Raw genomic sequence first — 16,583 nt, 5'->3', positions numbered from 1 at the left:
CGAATGGCTGCCACCGGCGCGCACTTCTCTACGTACTGCCTTCCATACACAACCTGCCACCACTATGCGTCTGTTCACTTTGCTGTGCTGCCTGAGCGTGCTGCTGCTCGCTGCTACCTGCAACAACGATCCCAAAACCGCCATGAAACTACAACAACTGGAGCGCACCTGGCTGCACGCCCATGAAGAGGACCAGGGCGACATCCGGGTGTACCGGCCCAACACGTATGCTTTCCCGCCCTCGCGCGGCCGCACCGGGTTTGCCTTCGACCACAACGGCCTCTTTACCCAGTATGATATTGCCCCCACCGATGGCATTGAAGGCCGCAAAGGCCGCTGGCAGGCCGAAGGCGACAATACCATCCGCATCATGCTCGACGACAAAAGAGACGCGGACTACAAACTGCAGATTGTATCGTTGGAAAACGACGTGTTGAAAATCCGGCGGCTGGAAAAATAAGCTGCCATTGTGTTCCCATCAAAAAGGCTCTACTGGGTAGAGCCTTTTTCTTTGCCCTAACTAGGACGAGAATCGATTACATTCTCTTCCGTGGGTCAGCAAACTGCTAGCCCGGCTCAGGTACTAGCCCCTCACTTTCGTGAAACCTACTTGCGGTGCTACCAAGGCCTAGTGCTTCTTTCGTAGCTTGCACCCCATGAATCATTGGCTGGTAAAATCTGAACCTGCGGCCTATTCCTGGGCCGATTTTAACCGTGACGGCAGCACCGACTGGACGGGGGTGCGCAACTTTCAGGCCCGCAACTTTCTGCAGCAAATGCAGCCCGGCGACCTAGTACTGTACTATCACAGCGTAACCGACAAGCAGGTGGTGGGCGTGGCCAAAGTAGCCGCCGCCGCCGCACCCGATACCACCGCCGAAGCCGGCAGCGGCTGGGTAGCCGTGCACCTCCAACCGCATGAGCCCCTGTCCCGCCCCGTTACTCTAGCCCAGATTAAGCAAGATGAGCGCCTCACCCAGATTGGATTGCTGCGCCAGTCGCGCCTCTCGGTTATGCCCCTGAAGCCGGAGGAGTTTGATGTTATATTGGAGCTAGGAAGCTAGTCACTAAGCCTTTAAGCATAGCAGGCACTGCCCGCGCCATTTATTTGGGCGGGCAGTGTGCATTTTCAGGCATTACGGCATCATAATCAGGACGGAGAGGTTAGGCGATACGGCGCATTCGCCGTATCTTACTTAAGCAACTCACGCTTCGCTTTTCCAGCCTGCGTTATGAAAAAACTATATTTTCTTATCTGCCTTTTTTCAGGCGTTACCGTGGCGCTGGCACAGAAGCCGGCAGTAGAGCCGCGGCAACTCCTGCGCCTAGAGCTGCCCCTAGAAACCTACACCAGCAGTGTGCAGGTACAGCCCCTACTCGAAGACAGTAGCCTGGTGCTCCTGATTGAGAAAGACCCACTGTTGGCCGGCAAGCCCGAGTTTTATTTTCAGAAGTTCGATAGAGACCTTAAGCCGGTTAAGAAGGTAGACGTACCCGTGCCGCGTAGTTATGAGCTATTGGAGGTTTGCTCAGAAGGCACTGATGTGTACGCCCTTTTTCAAGGCACCGACCAGGGCACGTTGTGGGTAGCAGCCTTCGATTCTCGCACGGGTGAGCTAGGCACCGGCGAGTTTGAAACCAAGCGCACCCGCCAAGTGCATGACCTGAAAGCGCTGGACGGCAACCTGTTCGTGACGGTGGAAGTAGATCAGCACCTCACGCTACTATTGCTGGATCTGCAAAAGGCCGAGTTCCGGTTTCTGCCTTCTATTTACGAGCCGCTGCCCAGCCGTTTCACATTCCTGGCCGACTCAGCTACCAAGCGCGCCGAGCTGATTTTAAGCGAAAGCAACGGCTTTAAGTCGCGCCTGCAGCTCAAGCAGCTGGCCGATGATGGCTCGTTGCTGCGCTCTGAGTTTGTGCAGGCCAGCAGCGAGCGAGGCCTGCTAGATGCGCAACTAAGCCCCGGCGACAGCGCTGCCCGCCTGCTGGCCGGCACTTACACCCTCCGCGACTCCCGCTACTCTCAGGGCCTTTTTGCTTCTGATCTGAACGCGGGCGTCACGGCCACCGGCCAGCGCCGCTCCCTGCGCTACTACGATTTCCTGAACCTGAAGCATTTCTTCGATTTCATGAAGCCCGCACGTCTGGCCCGTATGCGCAAAAAGAGCGCACAGCTCCGCGCTTCTGACCGGCAGTATCGGCACCGCTACATGCTGCTGATGCACGATATGATGCCCACCCGCGACGGCTACGTGCTGGTATCAGAGGTCTATTATCCGCGCTATAGCAACACCGGTTTTGGCAACTATGGCCTTCCGGCAAATAGTTACTACGGCTACGGCGGCCTAAATTCCCTTTCCCGCTACTACAACACCTACAACGGCCGCCGCAGCGAAGGCTACCGCACCACCCAAGCCCTGGTTTGTGGTTTCGACCGTCAAGGGAATTTACTTTGGGATAACTCGTTTATCTTGAAGGAAATGGAGCGTTTTGATTTGCAGGAGAACGTGCGGGCGCGCCCATTGGCCGATGGCCGACGCATTGCCCTGGCTTACCTCAAAAAAGACGAGTTCCACTACAAAATCATCGACCGGGATGTCTCCTCCCCAAACGACTGGCAGGTGCTGCTAAGAACCACCATGTCAGACGTCAAGGAAAAAGCAACGGAAACCAAGCAGGAAGAACTCCAAACCTGGTATGGCAGCCGTTTTTTGGCCATGGGCTACCAACACGTGCGCATTGAGAAGGGAGAAGCCCGCGACGTGTTCTTCATCAACGTGCTGGACTTTGAGTAGACTAGCCTCCTATCAATGGCAAACCGCACTACAGGCCGGGTACTAGCTGCCTAAGCCTCATCAACTGCCCACAACAGCAACGTGCCCCTCCTGCAAGCAGGAGGGGCACGTTGCTGTATATCCTTGGCTAGAATAGGCTCTTATAACCCATCTACCACATTAGGCAATACTTTCACCAATTGGCCAACCTGCTCACGGGTAAAGTTGCCGGCTACCGATGCCATGAAAAACGAGTCGGTAGAGCCCTGATTGCCTACTACTACAAACTCCGAAACGCGCCCACCTTGCTCGCGCACCGAGTAGCGCAGGCGGTTAGGGTTATCGGTTTCGGCCACTACCAGCGGGGTATAGCGCTCATTGGCCAGCAGGCCTTCTACCTCTTTCGTGAGGCCCTCAGTTACCAAATCACGAGCACTGTTGGTGGTGGGCGCAAACGTAATCACCTTGGCGCTACGCACAGCCGTCAGGGCCTGGCTGATGTCGTTGTCGCCGCCCAGCTTGCCAATCTTGCCTAGTAAAAAACGGGTAGTGAGGCCGGCGTTCCAATCGGTTGCCTTGAAGCCAGGTCGGTTTTCGTACTTGTTAAAGAACTCGGCTACAGTGCGCGCCGGAGTACCAGGCCCGCTGGCCCGACAGCCGGCCAGTAAGAGAAGCACTACTGCCAGCAGAAAAGAGTAATTGCGAAGTTTCATGGAAGGTTGAGATAAGGGAAAAGATTCTGCCTGTACGCAGCTAGGGCGCCGGCTGTTGGCCGTGTTGGGTTATAACGCTGGAAGCACCTAGTAAGAACTACAGCAAAAAGGCGGCGCACCTACTGGTACGCCGCCTTTTTTGCTAGCTACTCCGGTGCCTTAGGGCTGAGGAGCATTCGGGATGAAGAATTCAAACTTGAACTCTACCCGACGGTTCTGCGACATGTTCTTCGACGAAGTGTTCGGGGCAGATGGCTCCGACTCACCACGGCCTTCCGTCACGATGCGCGAAGGATCAAGCTTCTTGCCAGTGAAGTAACGCTTCACCGAACCAGCCCGACGCTCCGACAGCGCTTGGTTGTACTCATCGGTACCGCGTGAGTCAGCGTGGCCAATTACGCGCAGGCTGTACTCAGGGTGGTCGTTGAGGGCTTTCACCATCTTATCGAGCGTGCCATACGAGGTGCGCTTGATAACAGTGCTGTTGGTCTCGAAGCGGATAGGCTGTTCCAGCTTACGTACGCCCGGATCAATTTCCATAGGGCAGCCGTTGGCGTCTACTTTACCGCCTTTCGGGGTATCGGGGCACTTGTCGGCGCTGTCTGGAACACCGTCGCCGTCAGCGTCAACTACCAAGGGGCAGCCGTTGGCGTCAACCTGCGTACCAGCAGGCGTATCGGGGCATTTGTCGTTTTTGTCAGCTACGCCGTCGCCGTCAGCATCTGGGCAGCCGCGCAGTGCGGGCAGGCCAGCCTGGTCTGGGCACTCATCGTCTTTGTCCGCTACACCGTCGCTGTCTTTATCAGGGCAGCCCTGCATAGCAGCCGTACCAGCTTCGGTGGGGCACTGATCTTGGTAATCTGGAACGCCGTCCTTATCGCCGTCAAGCGGGCAGCCATTCTCGTCTACTGCTACGCCCGAAGGCGTATCGGGGCATTTGTCTTTGCGGTCCGGAACGCCGTCCACATCGGTGTCTTTGGCTTTGCCCAAGGCAAAGTTGAAACCGATGGTGTGCTGCAGGAACCGGTCGTCAATTTTGTTGTCATCACGTGCTGGGTCGCCGTCGATGTTGGCGTTGAGCGGGAAGTGCTGGCCGGTCTGCACAAACAGGGTCACGGCATCACCCAAACGGAAGTCAATACCCGCTGCTCCGAACAGGTCGAAGTGGTTTTTGTCTTCGTTCAGAACCGAGTTCTGGTTGTTGCGGTTGATGGTGCTCTCACGACTCATGTACGTCAGACCGGGAGCTGCCAGCAAGTAGGGGCGTACGGGCGAGTCTTCGCCCAGCAGCTTAAACTTCAGGCCCAAGTTCACATTGACCACGTTGGTCGCGAAGTTGGAACCGAAGAGGGGCGCGCTGTTGGGGGCTGTTTTCTTGAACTCGACGTAGTTGCCGCTCAGCTGCAGGTCCAGGCCGCTGGTCAGGTAGCGGCTGATGGTGATGCCCGGTGCGTACTTGTTTTCGCCCCACTTCCAGTAGTCGGAGCCGAAGTTGCCTTTGTACTGCATGGCACTCACGTTGAGCCCGATGGCCGTCTTGCGGTCGGCGTTCTGCGCCTGAGCCCGAGGGGCCGCCGCCAGCAGCGTCAGACCCAGGACTGTTGAGGTTGTTAAAATGTGTCTCATGAGGGCGAAATTAGGTGAAGTAATTGCACAGGCGGAAGGTGCCGCCGCCGGCATAACATAATCCCAGACTATCCGCCTATACCCGTTCTTTTAAATAAAGTTGCCCTTTCTGCGGTAAAAACCCATTTTCATCTCTCCTCCACCCTACTCAACAGCTACATATTCAGTAATTTATATTAAAAGATATGCATGTAGTGTACAATTGCACTGTTCTTTAAGAGACAAAATTAAATATCAGATAAAGTCAATTAAAAAACATCAAAAAAAAGTAGACGTTGCCTATGGGCGACGTCTACTTTTTTTGGTTTAGGTCTTCTTAGAGGGGTAGTACCAACAACTAGCGTTGCATCAGGCGCTCTATGTCGGCTACTTCCAGCGGGATATTCTTCATCAGGTCGTCGTTGCCGGTTTTGGTGATGAGAATATCATTTTCCAGACGAATGCCTAAGCCCTCTTCGCGGATGTAGATGCCCGGCTCACAGGTATAGACCATGCCCGGCTCGAACACCCGGTACTTGGCGCCCACATCGTGCACATCGAGGCCGAGATAGTGCGAGGTGCCGTGCATGAAGTACTTCTTGTAGAGCGGTGCGGCAGGGTCCTGGTTTTTCACATCGGACGCATTCAGGAGGTCTAGCTTAATCAGCTCCTGCTCCATGGTGCGGCCCACAGCGGCGTGGTACTCCTCAATGTTGTTACCCGCCACCAGCTGCGAAGTAGCCGATTTCATTACGCGCAGCACAGCTTCATACACGTCGCGCTGGCGCTTCGTGAACTTGCCGTTCACGGGGATGGAGCGCGAGAGGTCAGCGGCGTAGTTGGCGAACTCCGCGCCGAAGTCCATCAAGAGCACGTCGCCGTCCTGGCATTCCCGGTCGTTCGAGACGTAGTGCAGAATGCATGCGTTGGCGCCGGAGGCAATGATGCTGCCATACGCAGGGCCGCGCGAGGCATTACGCAGGAACTCGTGGTAGATTTCGGCCTCAATTTCATACTCCATCACGCCAGGCTTCACGAAGCCCAGCAACCGGCGAAATGCTTTTTCGGTGATGTCGGCCGCGCGGCGCATCAGCCGGATTTCCTCGTCGCTCTTGATGGCGCGCAGGTAGTGCATGATGGGCGCAACGCGGCGGTAGGTGTGCAGCGGATAGGCTTCGCGCAGCCACTTACCGAAGCGCGCGTCGCGGGTTTCTACCTCCACCACCGCCCGAATGTGCTCGTTGGTGTTCAAAAACACGTTTTCAGCCTCATTCATGAGGGCCGGCAGCACCGTTTTGAATTGCTCTAGCCACATAATGGTGCGCACGCCGGTTTGCTCGCGGGCCTGCTCTTTGGTCAGCTTGTAGCCTTCCCACACCAGAATATGCTCGCTGGTTTCCTTCAGGAACAGGATTTCGCGGTACTGGGGCAGCACGGCGTCGGGGAAGATGACCAGGATGCTCTCCTCCTGATCTACCCCGGAAAGGTAGAACAGGTCGTTGTTCTGGCGAAAAGGCATCGTACCGTCGGCGTTCGTCGGCATGATGTCGTTGGACTGGAAAATGGCAAGCGAAGCCGGGGGCAGCTGCTGGGTGAAGCGGCGGCGGTTCTCAACAAATAAATCGGGCGAAATAGAGCCGTAGCGCATGAGCGGAAGGGACGATTAGGTGGCACAAACGGAAACCGCCAAAGCGGCCGGGGCAAGTTAGGCAGTTCCGCGCGGCTTTGCCGCACGGAAATCAGCAGGGCCTATCCCTCCCAATCATCGCAACCGCCCAGTATGTGGAGCAAAGGGTTTGCTACAAATTAGCACCTAGTACAACACTTTGCGCGCTATCAGTGGGTGGTAGCCATCTGTCGCAAACGAGCCACAGTACGAGGCAGTTGCTTTCAAGAAAGTGCTTCTGCCCAGGACGCTGGCATGCTCATTTTCCTATCTAGCAATAAGACAATATAGTAGTGCACATGATGCGAAGCGGTATCTTTGTATATTGCTATTGCATTATGCCCGATTCACCTGCCCGTCACGCCGTCCTGCTCATTCAAACTGCCTTCATCGGCGACGTGATTTTAGCCACGGCGCTGCTGGAACACTTGCATCTGACCGAGCCTGGTACGCCCGTTGACTTTTTGGTGCGCAAAGGCAATGAAGGCTTGCTGAAAGGCAATCCGCACGTGCGGCAGGTTCTGGTTTGGGACAAGAAAAAGGACAAATACCAAGGCCTCTGGAAGCTGCTTCAGCAAATACGGCAGGCACAGTATGGCCGCGTGGTTACATTGCAGCGGTTTGCCAGCACTGGCTTCCTGACGGCCTTTTCTGGTGCCCCGGAGCGCATTGGGTTTAATAAGAACCCCTTTGCCGTGCGGTTTACGCGCGCTATTCCGCACGTTATTGGAGCGGGCGTGCACGAGGTTTCACGTAATCTGCATTTGCTGGATCCGGCTTTTGAAGGCCACCTGACGCCACCCCGCCTCTACCCCAGCCCGCAGGATGAAGCGGCAATAGCCCCTTACGCGGCTGTGGGCCCCTATATCTGTTTGGCGCCAACCTCCGTGTGGTATACCAAGCAGTTTCCGGAAGAGCAGTGGCTAAAGCTACTGGCGGCCCTCCCCCCGCACTACACGGTATACCTGCTCGGAGGCCCGCCCGATGTGGAGGCATGCGCCCGCATTCAGGCCGCTACTAGCCGCCCAAACGTGGTAAACCTGTCTGGTAAACTCTCGCTGCTGGCTTCGGCGGCGCTGATGCGCGGAGCGGTACTGAACTACGTCAACGACTCGGCACCTATGCATTTGTGCTCTTCGGTGGGCGCGCCAGTGTGTGCCGTGTACTGCTCTACAGTACCATTTTTTGGCTTCGGTCCGCTCAGCCCATTTTCCAGAGTAGTGCAGATTGAGGAAGAACTGACGTGCCAGCCCTGCGGCTTGCATGGCTACCGCAAATGCCCCCTGGGCCACTTCCGTTGCGCCTACGGCATCCGGACGCAGCAGCTGCTGGATGTGCTGGTTGAGGCCGAAATGTTTCAGGCTACTACCTGCCTGGTTCGCTGAAACTCTGGGCCTAGGCGCTAGGCTTCGTACCTTTGCAACCACTCGCCTAGCTGCGTGGTTATACTGAACCGGGGCTGGCTTTTGCCTTATACTGCCCGGCTCTATCCTACCCAAGATTCCAGAAAATGTCTGATTACGACCTGTACGAGTTGCCCAACGGCATCCGGGTTCTGCATAAACAAGTCTTACACACCAAAATTGCGCACTGCGGTTTCCTGCTGGATATTGGCTCGCGCGATGAAAAACCGCACCAGTTGGGCCTGGCCCATTTCTGGGAGCACATGGCCTTCAAGGGTACCGAAAAGCGCAAAAGCTTTCATATCCTCAACCGCCTCGAAACGGTGGGCGGCGAGCTGAACGCGTACACGACCAAGGAGAAAATCTGCTTTTATGCCTCGCTGCTTAGCACGCACTTTGAGCGCGCGTTTGAGCTGCTGACTGACCTCACGTTCCATTCCGTGTTTCCGGAAAAGGAAATTGAGAAGGAGCGCGGTGTGATTTTGGAGGAAATGGCCATGTACCACGACGCGCCCGAAGACGCCATTATCGATGATTTTGATGATGTAGTGTTTGCCCGCCACACGCTAGGGCATAATATTCTCGGAACCCGCGAAAGTGTATCGGGCTTTCAGCAGGCCGATTTCCGGCAGTTTCTGCAGGACAACGTGCGCACCGACCGGTTGGTGTTCAGCTCCGTTAGCAACCTGCCCTTCAAGGAAGTAAAGCGCCTGGCCGACAAATTCTTGGCTCCGTTGCCTCCGAAGCTGGGGGCGCGGCCTCGCACCCCCTTCACCGGGTATCAGCGCCTGGAGCGGCTGGAGCGCAAGCCCATTACGCAGGCACATTGCCTCATTGGCGGGCCCGCTTATGCCCTGCATGATGAGCGGCGCATTCCGTTCTTCCTGCTGAACAACTTGTTGGGCGGCCCCGGCATGAACTCGCGCCTCAACCTGGCCGTGCGTGAAAAATATGGCCTTGTATATACCATCGATGCCACGTACTCACCCTACACCGATACGGGCCTGTTTGGCATTTACTTCGGTACTGAGAAGAAGCAGGTAAACCGCACTATTTCGCTGGTACAGAAGGAGCTAAAGCGGCTACGTGAGCAAGCCCTAGGCACCTCGCAGCTGCATACCTCTAAGGAGCAACTGATGGGCCAGTTGGCCATGGCCGAGGAAAGCAACAGCGGCCTAATGCAGTTGCTGGCCAAAAGCACCCTAGACTTGGGCCGCGTGGAAAGCATCAACGAAATCTTCGAGCAGGTGCGCCGCATCACCTCTTCCCAACTGCTGGAGTTGGCCAACGACGTGCTGCATGAGGACAACCTCAGCGTGCTGCAATACGTGCCGGAGTAGTAGCGCGGCCAGTTCACTTTTCATCATGCACCTGCCATCTAAGCAACGGATGGCAGGTGTTTTGGCCTTCGGGAACACCTCCACTTTCTTATGCCCATCTTCGGCCACATCAGCTACTACCTCCCGGGCGACGTGCTGGAAAACCGCTTGGCTTTAAGCCGGGCCGGCCTGCACCGCCCCACACGAGCCGGTGTGAGTGGCAGCGAGGCGGAAGGCGCCGATTCCATCATCCTGGCCGATCAGTACGAAGACGATGATTTTCGCGAACTGGACATCACTTACTCGGGCAGCGGAGGCCGCGACCCTCGCACAGGCAAGCAAACTACCAACCAGGAAATGTCCGGGCGCAACGTGATGCTGCGACGCAGTCTGGAAACGGGGCTACCAGTGCGTGTGTTCCGCAAAGTAGCTACCGAGGCCGGCAGTGGCTACCGCTATGAGGGCTTGTTCCAAGTTATTGGGGCGGCTTACGAAGCTGGCAAGTCGGGGTATTTGGTCTGGAAGTTCCATTTGGTGCCGTTTACCACCCTACCTTGAACTGCCGTTATCTGAAGCTTTACCCAAGGCCCGCAACGGACGCTTTATTTCTCCTGTATGTATTCTCCCGACGAAGCCCAGCTCTACGCCGACCGCCACACCACTGCTGAAAGCCCGCTCCTAGCCCGCCTCAACCGCGAAACCCACGTGCAGCTGCTGCACGCCCGGATGCTTTCGGGCCACGCGCAGGGCCGCTTGCTGAGCATGCTCAGCCACATGGTACGGCCGCGGCGGGTTCTGGAGCTGGGTACATTCACTGGGTACTCGGCGCTGTGTTTGGCAGAAGGACTGGCTCCTGATGGCCTGCTACATACCGTGGAGCAAAACCCAGAGCTGGAAGACCGAATCAGGCGCTACGTGGAGGAAGCTGGGCTAGAGCAGCAAATTCAGCTGCACATTGGAGATGCCCGCGCTATTGTGCCCTCTCTGGCCGAGACCTGGGACCTCGTGTTTATCGACGCCGATAAAATTAACAACGACACCTATTACGAGCTGGTATTGCCCCACGTGCGGCCCGGCGGATTTTTGCTTGTGGATAATGTGCTGTGGGGCGGCAAAGTAGTGGACTCCTACTGCGTGAAGCCCTCCGACAAAGACACGCATGCCGTGCGCGCTTTTAATGACAAGGTGCAAGCCGATGAGCGGGTAGAAAACGTGTTTTTGCCTATGCGCGACGGGCTGCTGCTTGTGCGAAAAAAGTAGGCCTGCCATTCAGCACCTTTACTTGCCGCTCACATAAGCACACCTGATTTTACTAGGCTGTCGAAAGCCGCAAACCCTTTAGGGCTGATAGGCAGTTTGAAAAATAAAACAGTTAGTTTTCAGCGCCTAGCCCAACAATTAGGGGCAAAAGCAGGCGTCTCCGAAATATAGGATTAAACGATTAGACAGGTTTTGCGTCTATCCGGGCTAGTGACCCATTCTTCCGGACTGATGCAAAAACGCTTTCTATTACTTATCCTGCTGCTCGCCATTATTACTACGATAGCGCAGGCCCAAACAACTACTGTAAGTGGCCGCGTGCTCGATGGCAAAGACCAGTCGCCGCTGATTGGGGCCAACGTACTGCTCACCCAGATTCCGGACTCCACTAAGCGCGGCGCCGCCGTAGATGCGGATGGCAGCTTTAGCGTGCCGGGCGTTACGCCGGGGCGCTATTTTCTTACGGTTTCGTTTCTGGGCTACCAGAATCTGCGCCGCACGGTGGAGGTAACCGGCCAGCCGCTGGTACTAGGTACCCTGACCCTGCAAACCGCCGGCGTTACGCTAAAAGGCGTGGAAGTAGTAGGCCGAGCCGCGGCTGCTGTGCAGAAGGGTGATACCTCGCAGTTCAACGCCGGCTCCTATAAAACCAACCCCGACGCCAACGCCCAGGACCTCATCACCAAAATGCCCGGCGTAACCGTCGGGGCCGATGGCAAAGTGCAGGCCCAGGGCGAGCAGGTGCAGCGCATTCTGGTAGATGGGAAGGAGTTTTTTGGCAACGACCCTGACGCCGTGCTCAAGAACATTCCGGCCGAGGTAATCGACAAAATTCAGGTATATGACCGTGCCTCCGACCAGGCTCAGTTCACGGGCTTCGACGACGGTAACCAGCAGAAAATCATCAACATCGTCACCAAGCCGCAATTCCGAAACGGCACTTTTGGGCGTGTGCTCGCCGGGTACGGCCCCCAAGACGACCGGTACCGCCTAAGTGGCAACATCAACTCGTTTAAGGGTAAGCAGCGCCTATCTGTTGTAGCCCAAAGCAACAATGTGAACGAGCAGAACTTCGGCACCGAAGACCTGCTAGGCGTGGTGGGTTCCTCAAGGCAGGGCGGCGGGCAAGGCCAGGGCCAGCGCGGCCAAGGCGGCGGCCGTGTAGGGGGCGGCGGAAACCAAGGCGGTGGCGGAGGTGGCGGCAATAATTCCGGCGACTTCCTGGTAAACCAGCAGGGCGGCATTTCCAAAACGCACGCCATAGGCCTCAATTACTCGGATAGCTGGGGCGCCAAAACCGAGGTACAAGGCAGCTACTTTTTCAACCTGAGCGACAACAATAGCCGCACGAACCTGCTGCGCCGCTACGTTTCGCCAACGGGCCAGAACCAGGATTTGCGCTACAACGAAAACTCACTGGCCAGCAGCCGCAACATCAACAACCGCTTTAACCTACGCCTCGAGCACAAGTTTGACTCCCTGAACTCGATTTTGTGGCGGCCTAGCCTCTCGGTGCAGCGCAACACCGGCACCAACCTGCTGGATGGCTCCACGTTTCAGGTAATTGGTGGCGACGCGACAACCACGCAGGGCGCAAACAACAGCAATTACCGCTCAGCCCTGACGGGCATCACGGGCACCAACCAGCTCCAGTACCGCCGCCGGTTCCAGCGGCGCGGGCGCACCTTTACGCTGGGCGTAAACACGGGCTACAATACCAAAGACGGCGACAACACGCTGCTTTCTACTACCTCATTTCTGCGCGCCGATACGCTGCGTAACACCGTGCTTAACCAGTTCTCGGAGTTAAGCCAAACGGGCTGGTCGTGGAATGGAAACCTGAACTACACCGAGCCAATTGGGGAGAACAGCATTCTGCAACTCGGCTACCGTATCGGCTATACCCCTAACGATTCTGACAAGAAGACCTACAATTTCTCTCCGGGCGAGCAGCAGTACACCATCCTGAACGATACGCTAAGCAACGTGTTCCAGAGCCGCTACCTCACCAATACCGGTGAAGTGACGTACCGCTTCCAGAACAAGGAGTTTCAGTGGTCGGTGGGGGCGGCGCTGCAGAGCGCGCAGCTGCGCAGTGAGCAGGAGTATCCGCGCCCCGGCGCCACGCGTCGCACGTTTGTGAACGTGCTACCCAACGCCCAGGTGCGCTACAACTTCTCGAAACAGCAAAACCTGCGGCTGAATTACCGCATGAACACCAATCCGCCGAGCATCAACCAGCTGCAGGAGGTAGTAAACAACTCCAACCCCTTGCAACTGACTACCGGCAACCCTAACCTGCAGCAGGAAGACCGCCACAACCTCTTTGTGCGCTACTCCTCGGCAGTGCCCGAGAAATCGACCTCGTTTTTTGCCTTGCTGGGCGGCTCTTATACCAACAACTACATCACCAATAACACCATTTTCGCCGCTACGGAGCCTATTACGGTAGATGGCGTAGTTATTCCGGCGGGCGGCCAGCTCACGCGCCCCGTTAACTTGGATGCGCAGTACACGCTCCGCTCCTTCATCAACTACAGCCTGCCCCTCACGTTCATGAAGTCGAACCTGAACCTGAATGCCAACGCTACCTACTCCCAAACCCCAGGCCTGGTGTTCAGTGAGCTGAACTACAGCCGCACGCCTACGGCCGGGCTAGGGGTAGTACTGAGCAGCAACATCAGCCCCGAGCTCGACTTCACGCTTTCCTCGAACTCCAGCCAGAGCTACGTGCGCAACTCCTTGCGCCAGCAGCTCAACAGCACCTTCTTCCGCCAAAACACAACGCTGCGTTTCAACTGGATTGTAGTAAAGGGCATTACGGTGCAGTCAGATGTGAACCACCAGCTGTACTCGGGTTTGTCGGCGGGCTTCAACCAGAACTTTGTGCTCTGGAACGCATCGGTTGGCAAGAAGCTGGGGGCTAGTCAGCAGGCCGAAATTAAGCTATTTGCCTTCGACTTGCTGGGCCAGAACAACAGCATTCAGCGCAACATTACGGCGGCCTACACCGAGGACGTGCAAACCAATATTTTGCAGCGCTATTTCATGCTGATGTTTACGTACAACATTCGCAACTTCAGCGGCACTGGCCGCGGCAACGCCTTACCCGAAGACGTTATGCGCCCCGGCGGGCAACGGCCAGGCGGTCAGCGCCCCGGCGGGTTCGGCCCTCCTCCCGGCGGCGGCATGTAGCCCTTCAGCGCGGTTTGTCTTCTTTTGAAGCCTAGTACCAGTACTGCCTCGGCCCACCGCCGGGGCAGTACTGATTTCAGCCCGTATCAGAAACGAAACTCGAACACAGGCTGCTCGCGCTACTTGATGCCCGCCTTGATGGAGAGAGTAGAATTCTAGCATTCTGTTGGATTTGCGTTTGATTAGCGCCTTGGCAGTCAATTTTTCTTCTACTTTGTAGGGCTAACAGAGCTAGTAGCGCTATTGCGTGCCGCTTTGTCAATTGCTTGCCCACATGAAACGAGTTGTACTTCTTCTGTTTTTGCTGCTGCCTTTGCTGGCCGCGGCCCAAACTGTTCCGGTTCCGGCCGAGATAAACCTGGCGGGTCTGCGCTTTCGCTTTACCGATGGCGGCCGCACGGCTCTGCAGCAAAAGGTAGATGCCTTACGCCGCCACCCGGCCTCTTTCCAGGCCCGCGTGGTGTTGGCCGATGCCTACTTCCCGCTCATCGACCGGGTGTTTCAGCAGGAAGGACTACCCCTGGATTTCCACTTTCTGGCCTTACAGGAAAGCGGCTTGCAGGGCGATGCCCAGAGCATTCATGATGCCGTGGGCTACTGGCAATTTAAGCGCGAGTCGGCGCAGGACTTTGGGTTGCTGATGAACGACGCCGTGGATGAGCGCAAGCACATTGTGGCCTCTTCGAAAGCCGCCGCCCAATACCTGCTGCGCAACAACAAAACGTTCCGCAACTGGGCTAACGCGCTGCTGAGCTACAACCTAGGTCTAACCGGCACCAAGCCCTACACACTTCCTACCGATGTAGATGCTACCGAGGTTGAAATAACCGAGCAGACGCATCCGTATATTCTGACGTTCCTGGCCCATAAAATCGCTTTCGAGCCTGCCATCGGCCTTAATACCAAGCCGCCGCTGTTGTTCCAGGAGTTTCCGGCTCCGGCGGGCCAGCCCCTGTCCACCATGGCGCAGGCGCTGCAGCAAAACCCCGAAGACTTGGCCAAGCACAACCGTTGGCTGCTGGCTCCCACGGTGCCCACCGACCGCGTGTACACGATGTTGGTGCCCATCACGGACCCACTGCAACTCACAGCTCTGGCGGCCCAGCAGAAAAACGCTACCTCCGGCCAGCTCCTAAACCAGCCCACCGCCGACCCCGAAAATGCGGATTTCGTGCGGGTAAACGGGTTGCGAGCCTTGGTAGCCCTGCCCGGTGACACCAAGGAAAGTATGGCCAAGCGGGCTGATTTGAAGGTGAAGCGGTTCATGCAGTACAACGACCTGTTTGCCTTCGACAATATTGTAGCGGGCCAGCCCTACTTCGTGCAAAAGAAGCGCGACAAGGCAGCCGTAGAATACCACGTGGCCCGCCCGGGCGAGAGTGTAGCCACGGTGTCGCAGAAATACGGGGTGCGCGCGAAGGCTATCTGGAGCAAAAACCGCATGGCCCGCAATGAAGAGTTGCGCGCTGGCCGGGTATTGTGGCTGCAGCACACGCGCCCTAAAAACGTACCCGTTGAATATGCCGATGGCAATAACGCAACGGCCCTAGCTGCCTTCGAAAAGCCAGTGGCTACTTCGGCTACTAGCCCTGCTTCATCCCCGGCTCCAGCGCCAACCCAGCCGGAGAAGAAGCGCAAAATCGATACCTCGGAACCGTATACGGGCCGTACGGCCAGCTCTAGCCGTGTGCTGGAAGATGCGGTGCAGGAAGAAACTCCTGGCAATGTAGTACAGCCCGACAGCGCAACCGATGAGCACACCGAAAACCTCAACGAGCTACCTGCTTCTTCGGCGCCAGCAACTGCTCCGGCCGGAAGTGTACCATCGGCGCCACCTGCTACCACTCCTGAACCCGCTATGGCGCCGGCCCCTCGCAAACCGCTGCCCGCTTCTACTTCCATTGCCGATGAGCCTTCAGAGGAGGTTGCGCCTGCCGATGAGCCTAGCATAGCGCCGGCCCCGGCAGCGCCCGCGGCCACGCCCAAAGCTGCTACTAAGCCAACTGTACCGGCCTCTACCCCAACCACGACTTCCACGCCTTCAGCGGCACCTGCAACTCCGCAACCCGCAGCTCCTGCACCAATTACGACTGTGGTAGAACCCGTTCCAGCAAACGGCTTGCATACTGTTCAACCTAAGGAAAACCTGTATTCTGTAGCGCGCCGTTTTGCGTTGCGCCCCGCCGATATCATTGCCTGGAATAATCTACCTCAAAACCCGTCGTTGCGCATTGGCCAAGTATTGCGGGTAGCCGCGCCCGACGCCTCAACTACCGCTGTTCCAGTACCTGCTACCCCGGCACCAGCCCCCAAGCCCTCGTCTTCTGCCGTTACACCCAAGCCCGCTGCCTCCGCTCCGGCTACTCCGGCAGCCCCAGCTACTGTGCGCCATACCGTATTAGCTGGCGAAACGATGTATAGCGTGTCGCGCAAATACGGCGTCACCATCAAGCAGATTATGGAGTGGAACAGCAAGCCCGACTTTTCCGTGAAGCCGGGTGAAGTGCTCATTATTCAGCCAGCCAAATAGCGTTCCGCTAGCCCCTGCTATGGCCCAAAGTGCCTTTCTGCGGCCACTTTAACAGGCAGCCTCTGAAGGCCAGTGTATTGGCTTCGCATATTTATCATCCCTAGTAATTTCTTAT

At 56.8% G+C, this 16,583-nt stretch carries 12 protein-coding genes; 9 read left to right on the top strand and 3 right to left on the bottom strand.

Features of this window, described 5'->3' with window-relative positions; all coding sequences use genetic code 11:
- Nucleotides 1-64: 64 nt before the first annotated feature.
- From ACYVGU_RS17995 to ACYVGU_RS17985, 3 genes are all read left to right on the top strand, one after another.
- Entirely contained in the window at nucleotides 65-460 is a 396-nt protein-coding gene (locus ACYVGU_RS17995) for a hypothetical protein (RefSeq protein WP_460623179.1), read from the top strand.
- Nucleotides 461-656: 196 nt separating this feature from the next.
- Nucleotides 657-1,064, top strand: coding sequence for an EVE domain-containing protein (locus tag ACYVGU_RS17990; RefSeq protein WP_460623178.1), 408 nt, complete (start codon nucleotides 657-659; stop codon nucleotides 1,062-1,064).
- 168 nt (nucleotides 1,065-1,232) lie between these two features.
- Nucleotides 1,233-2,798, top strand: a complete 1,566-nt coding sequence (locus ACYVGU_RS17985; RefSeq protein WP_460623176.1) for a hypothetical protein — start codon at nucleotides 1,233-1,235, stop codon at nucleotides 2,796-2,798.
- A 140-nt stretch (nucleotides 2,799-2,938) separates the two neighbouring features.
- On the opposite strand, the gene ACYVGU_RS17980 is transcribed toward ACYVGU_RS17985, so the two are convergent.
- The 3 genes from ACYVGU_RS17980 to ACYVGU_RS17970 form a co-directional block, all read right to left on the bottom strand.
- Nucleotides 2,939-3,490, bottom strand: a complete 552-nt coding sequence (locus ACYVGU_RS17980) for a DUF4252 domain-containing protein (RefSeq protein ID WP_460614011.1) — start codon at nucleotides 3,488-3,490, stop codon at nucleotides 2,939-2,941.
- A 159-nt stretch (nucleotides 3,491-3,649) separates the two neighbouring features.
- Nucleotides 3,650-5,116, bottom strand: a complete 1,467-nt coding sequence (locus ACYVGU_RS17975) for an OmpA family protein (RefSeq protein ID WP_460614010.1) — start codon at nucleotides 5,114-5,116, stop codon at nucleotides 3,650-3,652.
- A 337-nt stretch (nucleotides 5,117-5,453) separates the two neighbouring features.
- Nucleotides 5,454-6,743 carry a Xaa-Pro aminopeptidase gene (locus ACYVGU_RS17970; RefSeq protein WP_460623175.1) on the bottom strand — a complete coding sequence of 430 codons (1,290 nt, stop codon included), beginning with the start codon at nucleotides 6,741-6,743 and terminating at the stop codon, nucleotides 5,454-5,456.
- A 356-nt stretch (nucleotides 6,744-7,099) separates the two neighbouring features.
- On the opposite strand from ACYVGU_RS17970, the gene ACYVGU_RS17965 reads away from it, so the two are divergent.
- From ACYVGU_RS17965 to ACYVGU_RS17940, 6 genes are all read left to right on the top strand, one after another.
- Nucleotides 7,100-8,146 carry a glycosyltransferase family 9 protein gene (locus ACYVGU_RS17965; protein ID WP_460623174.1) on the top strand — a complete coding sequence of 349 codons (1,047 nt, stop codon included), beginning with the start codon at nucleotides 7,100-7,102 and terminating at the stop codon, nucleotides 8,144-8,146.
- Nucleotides 8,147-8,271: 125 nt separating this feature from the next.
- Entirely contained in the window at nucleotides 8,272-9,504 is a 1,233-nt protein-coding gene (locus tag ACYVGU_RS17960) for a M16 family metallopeptidase (protein WP_460614007.1), read from the top strand.
- Nucleotides 9,505-9,594: 90 nt separating this feature from the next.
- Nucleotides 9,595-10,041: a YDG/SRA domain-containing protein gene (locus ACYVGU_RS17955; protein WP_460623172.1), complete on the top strand. Its 447-nt coding sequence runs from the start codon at nucleotides 9,595-9,597 to the stop codon at nucleotides 10,039-10,041.
- 57 nt (nucleotides 10,042-10,098) lie between these two features.
- Complete coding sequence (locus ACYVGU_RS17950; protein ID WP_460623171.1) at nucleotides 10,099-10,743, top strand: O-methyltransferase; 645 nt, start codon at nucleotides 10,099-10,101, stop codon at nucleotides 10,741-10,743.
- Nucleotides 10,744-10,974: 231 nt separating this feature from the next.
- Nucleotides 10,975-13,938, top strand: coding sequence for an outer membrane beta-barrel protein (locus ACYVGU_RS17945; RefSeq protein ID WP_460623170.1), 2,964 nt, complete (start codon nucleotides 10,975-10,977; stop codon nucleotides 13,936-13,938).
- 274 nt (nucleotides 13,939-14,212) lie between these two features.
- Entirely contained in the window at nucleotides 14,213-16,468 is a 2,256-nt protein-coding gene (locus ACYVGU_RS17940; RefSeq protein WP_460623168.1) for a LysM peptidoglycan-binding domain-containing protein, read from the top strand.
- The last annotated feature ends 115 nt before the right edge of the window (nucleotides 16,469-16,583 follow it).

It is taken from the genome of Hymenobacter tenuis (assembly GCF_054780495.1).
Note: the sequence above shows the minus strand (reverse complement) of the source record. Positions and strands in the feature narration are given on the sequence as shown.

Bases quoted from the DNA above. Each gene is read 5' to 3' on its own strand.
- ACYVGU_RS17995 (WP_460623179.1), top strand. From the start codon at position 65: ATGCGTCTGTTCACTTTGCTGTGCTGCCTGAGCGTGCTGCTGCTCGCT.
- ACYVGU_RS17980 (WP_460614011.1), bottom strand. From the start codon at position 3,490: ATGAAACTTCGCAATTACTCTTTTCTGCTGGCAGTAGTGCTTCTCTTA.
- ACYVGU_RS17945 (WP_460623170.1), top strand. From the start codon at position 10,975: ATGCAAAAACGCTTTCTATTACTTATCCTGCTGCTCGCCATTATTACT.
- ACYVGU_RS17990 (WP_460623178.1), top strand. From the start codon at position 657: ATGAATCATTGGCTGGTAAAATCTGAACCTGCGGCCTATTCCTGGGCC.
- ACYVGU_RS17960 (WP_460614007.1), top strand. From the start codon at position 8,272: ATGTCTGATTACGACCTGTACGAGTTGCCCAACGGCATCCGGGTTCTG.
- ACYVGU_RS17985 (WP_460623176.1), top strand. From the start codon at position 1,233: ATGAAAAAACTATATTTTCTTATCTGCCTTTTTTCAGGCGTTACCGTG.
- ACYVGU_RS17955 (WP_460623172.1), top strand. From the start codon at position 9,595: ATGCCCATCTTCGGCCACATCAGCTACTACCTCCCGGGCGACGTGCTG.
- ACYVGU_RS17950 (WP_460623171.1), top strand. From the start codon at position 10,099: ATGTATTCTCCCGACGAAGCCCAGCTCTACGCCGACCGCCACACCACT.
- ACYVGU_RS17975 (WP_460614010.1), bottom strand. From the start codon at position 5,116: ATGAGACACATTTTAACAACCTCAACAGTCCTGGGTCTGACGCTGCTG.
- ACYVGU_RS17940 (WP_460623168.1), top strand. From the start codon at position 14,213: ATGAAACGAGTTGTACTTCTTCTGTTTTTGCTGCTGCCTTTGCTGGCC.
- ACYVGU_RS17965 (WP_460623174.1), top strand. From the start codon at position 7,100: ATGCCCGATTCACCTGCCCGTCACGCCGTCCTGCTCATTCAAACTGCC.
- ACYVGU_RS17970 (WP_460623175.1), bottom strand. From the start codon at position 6,743: ATGCGCTACGGCTCTATTTCGCCCGATTTATTTGTTGAGAACCGCCGC.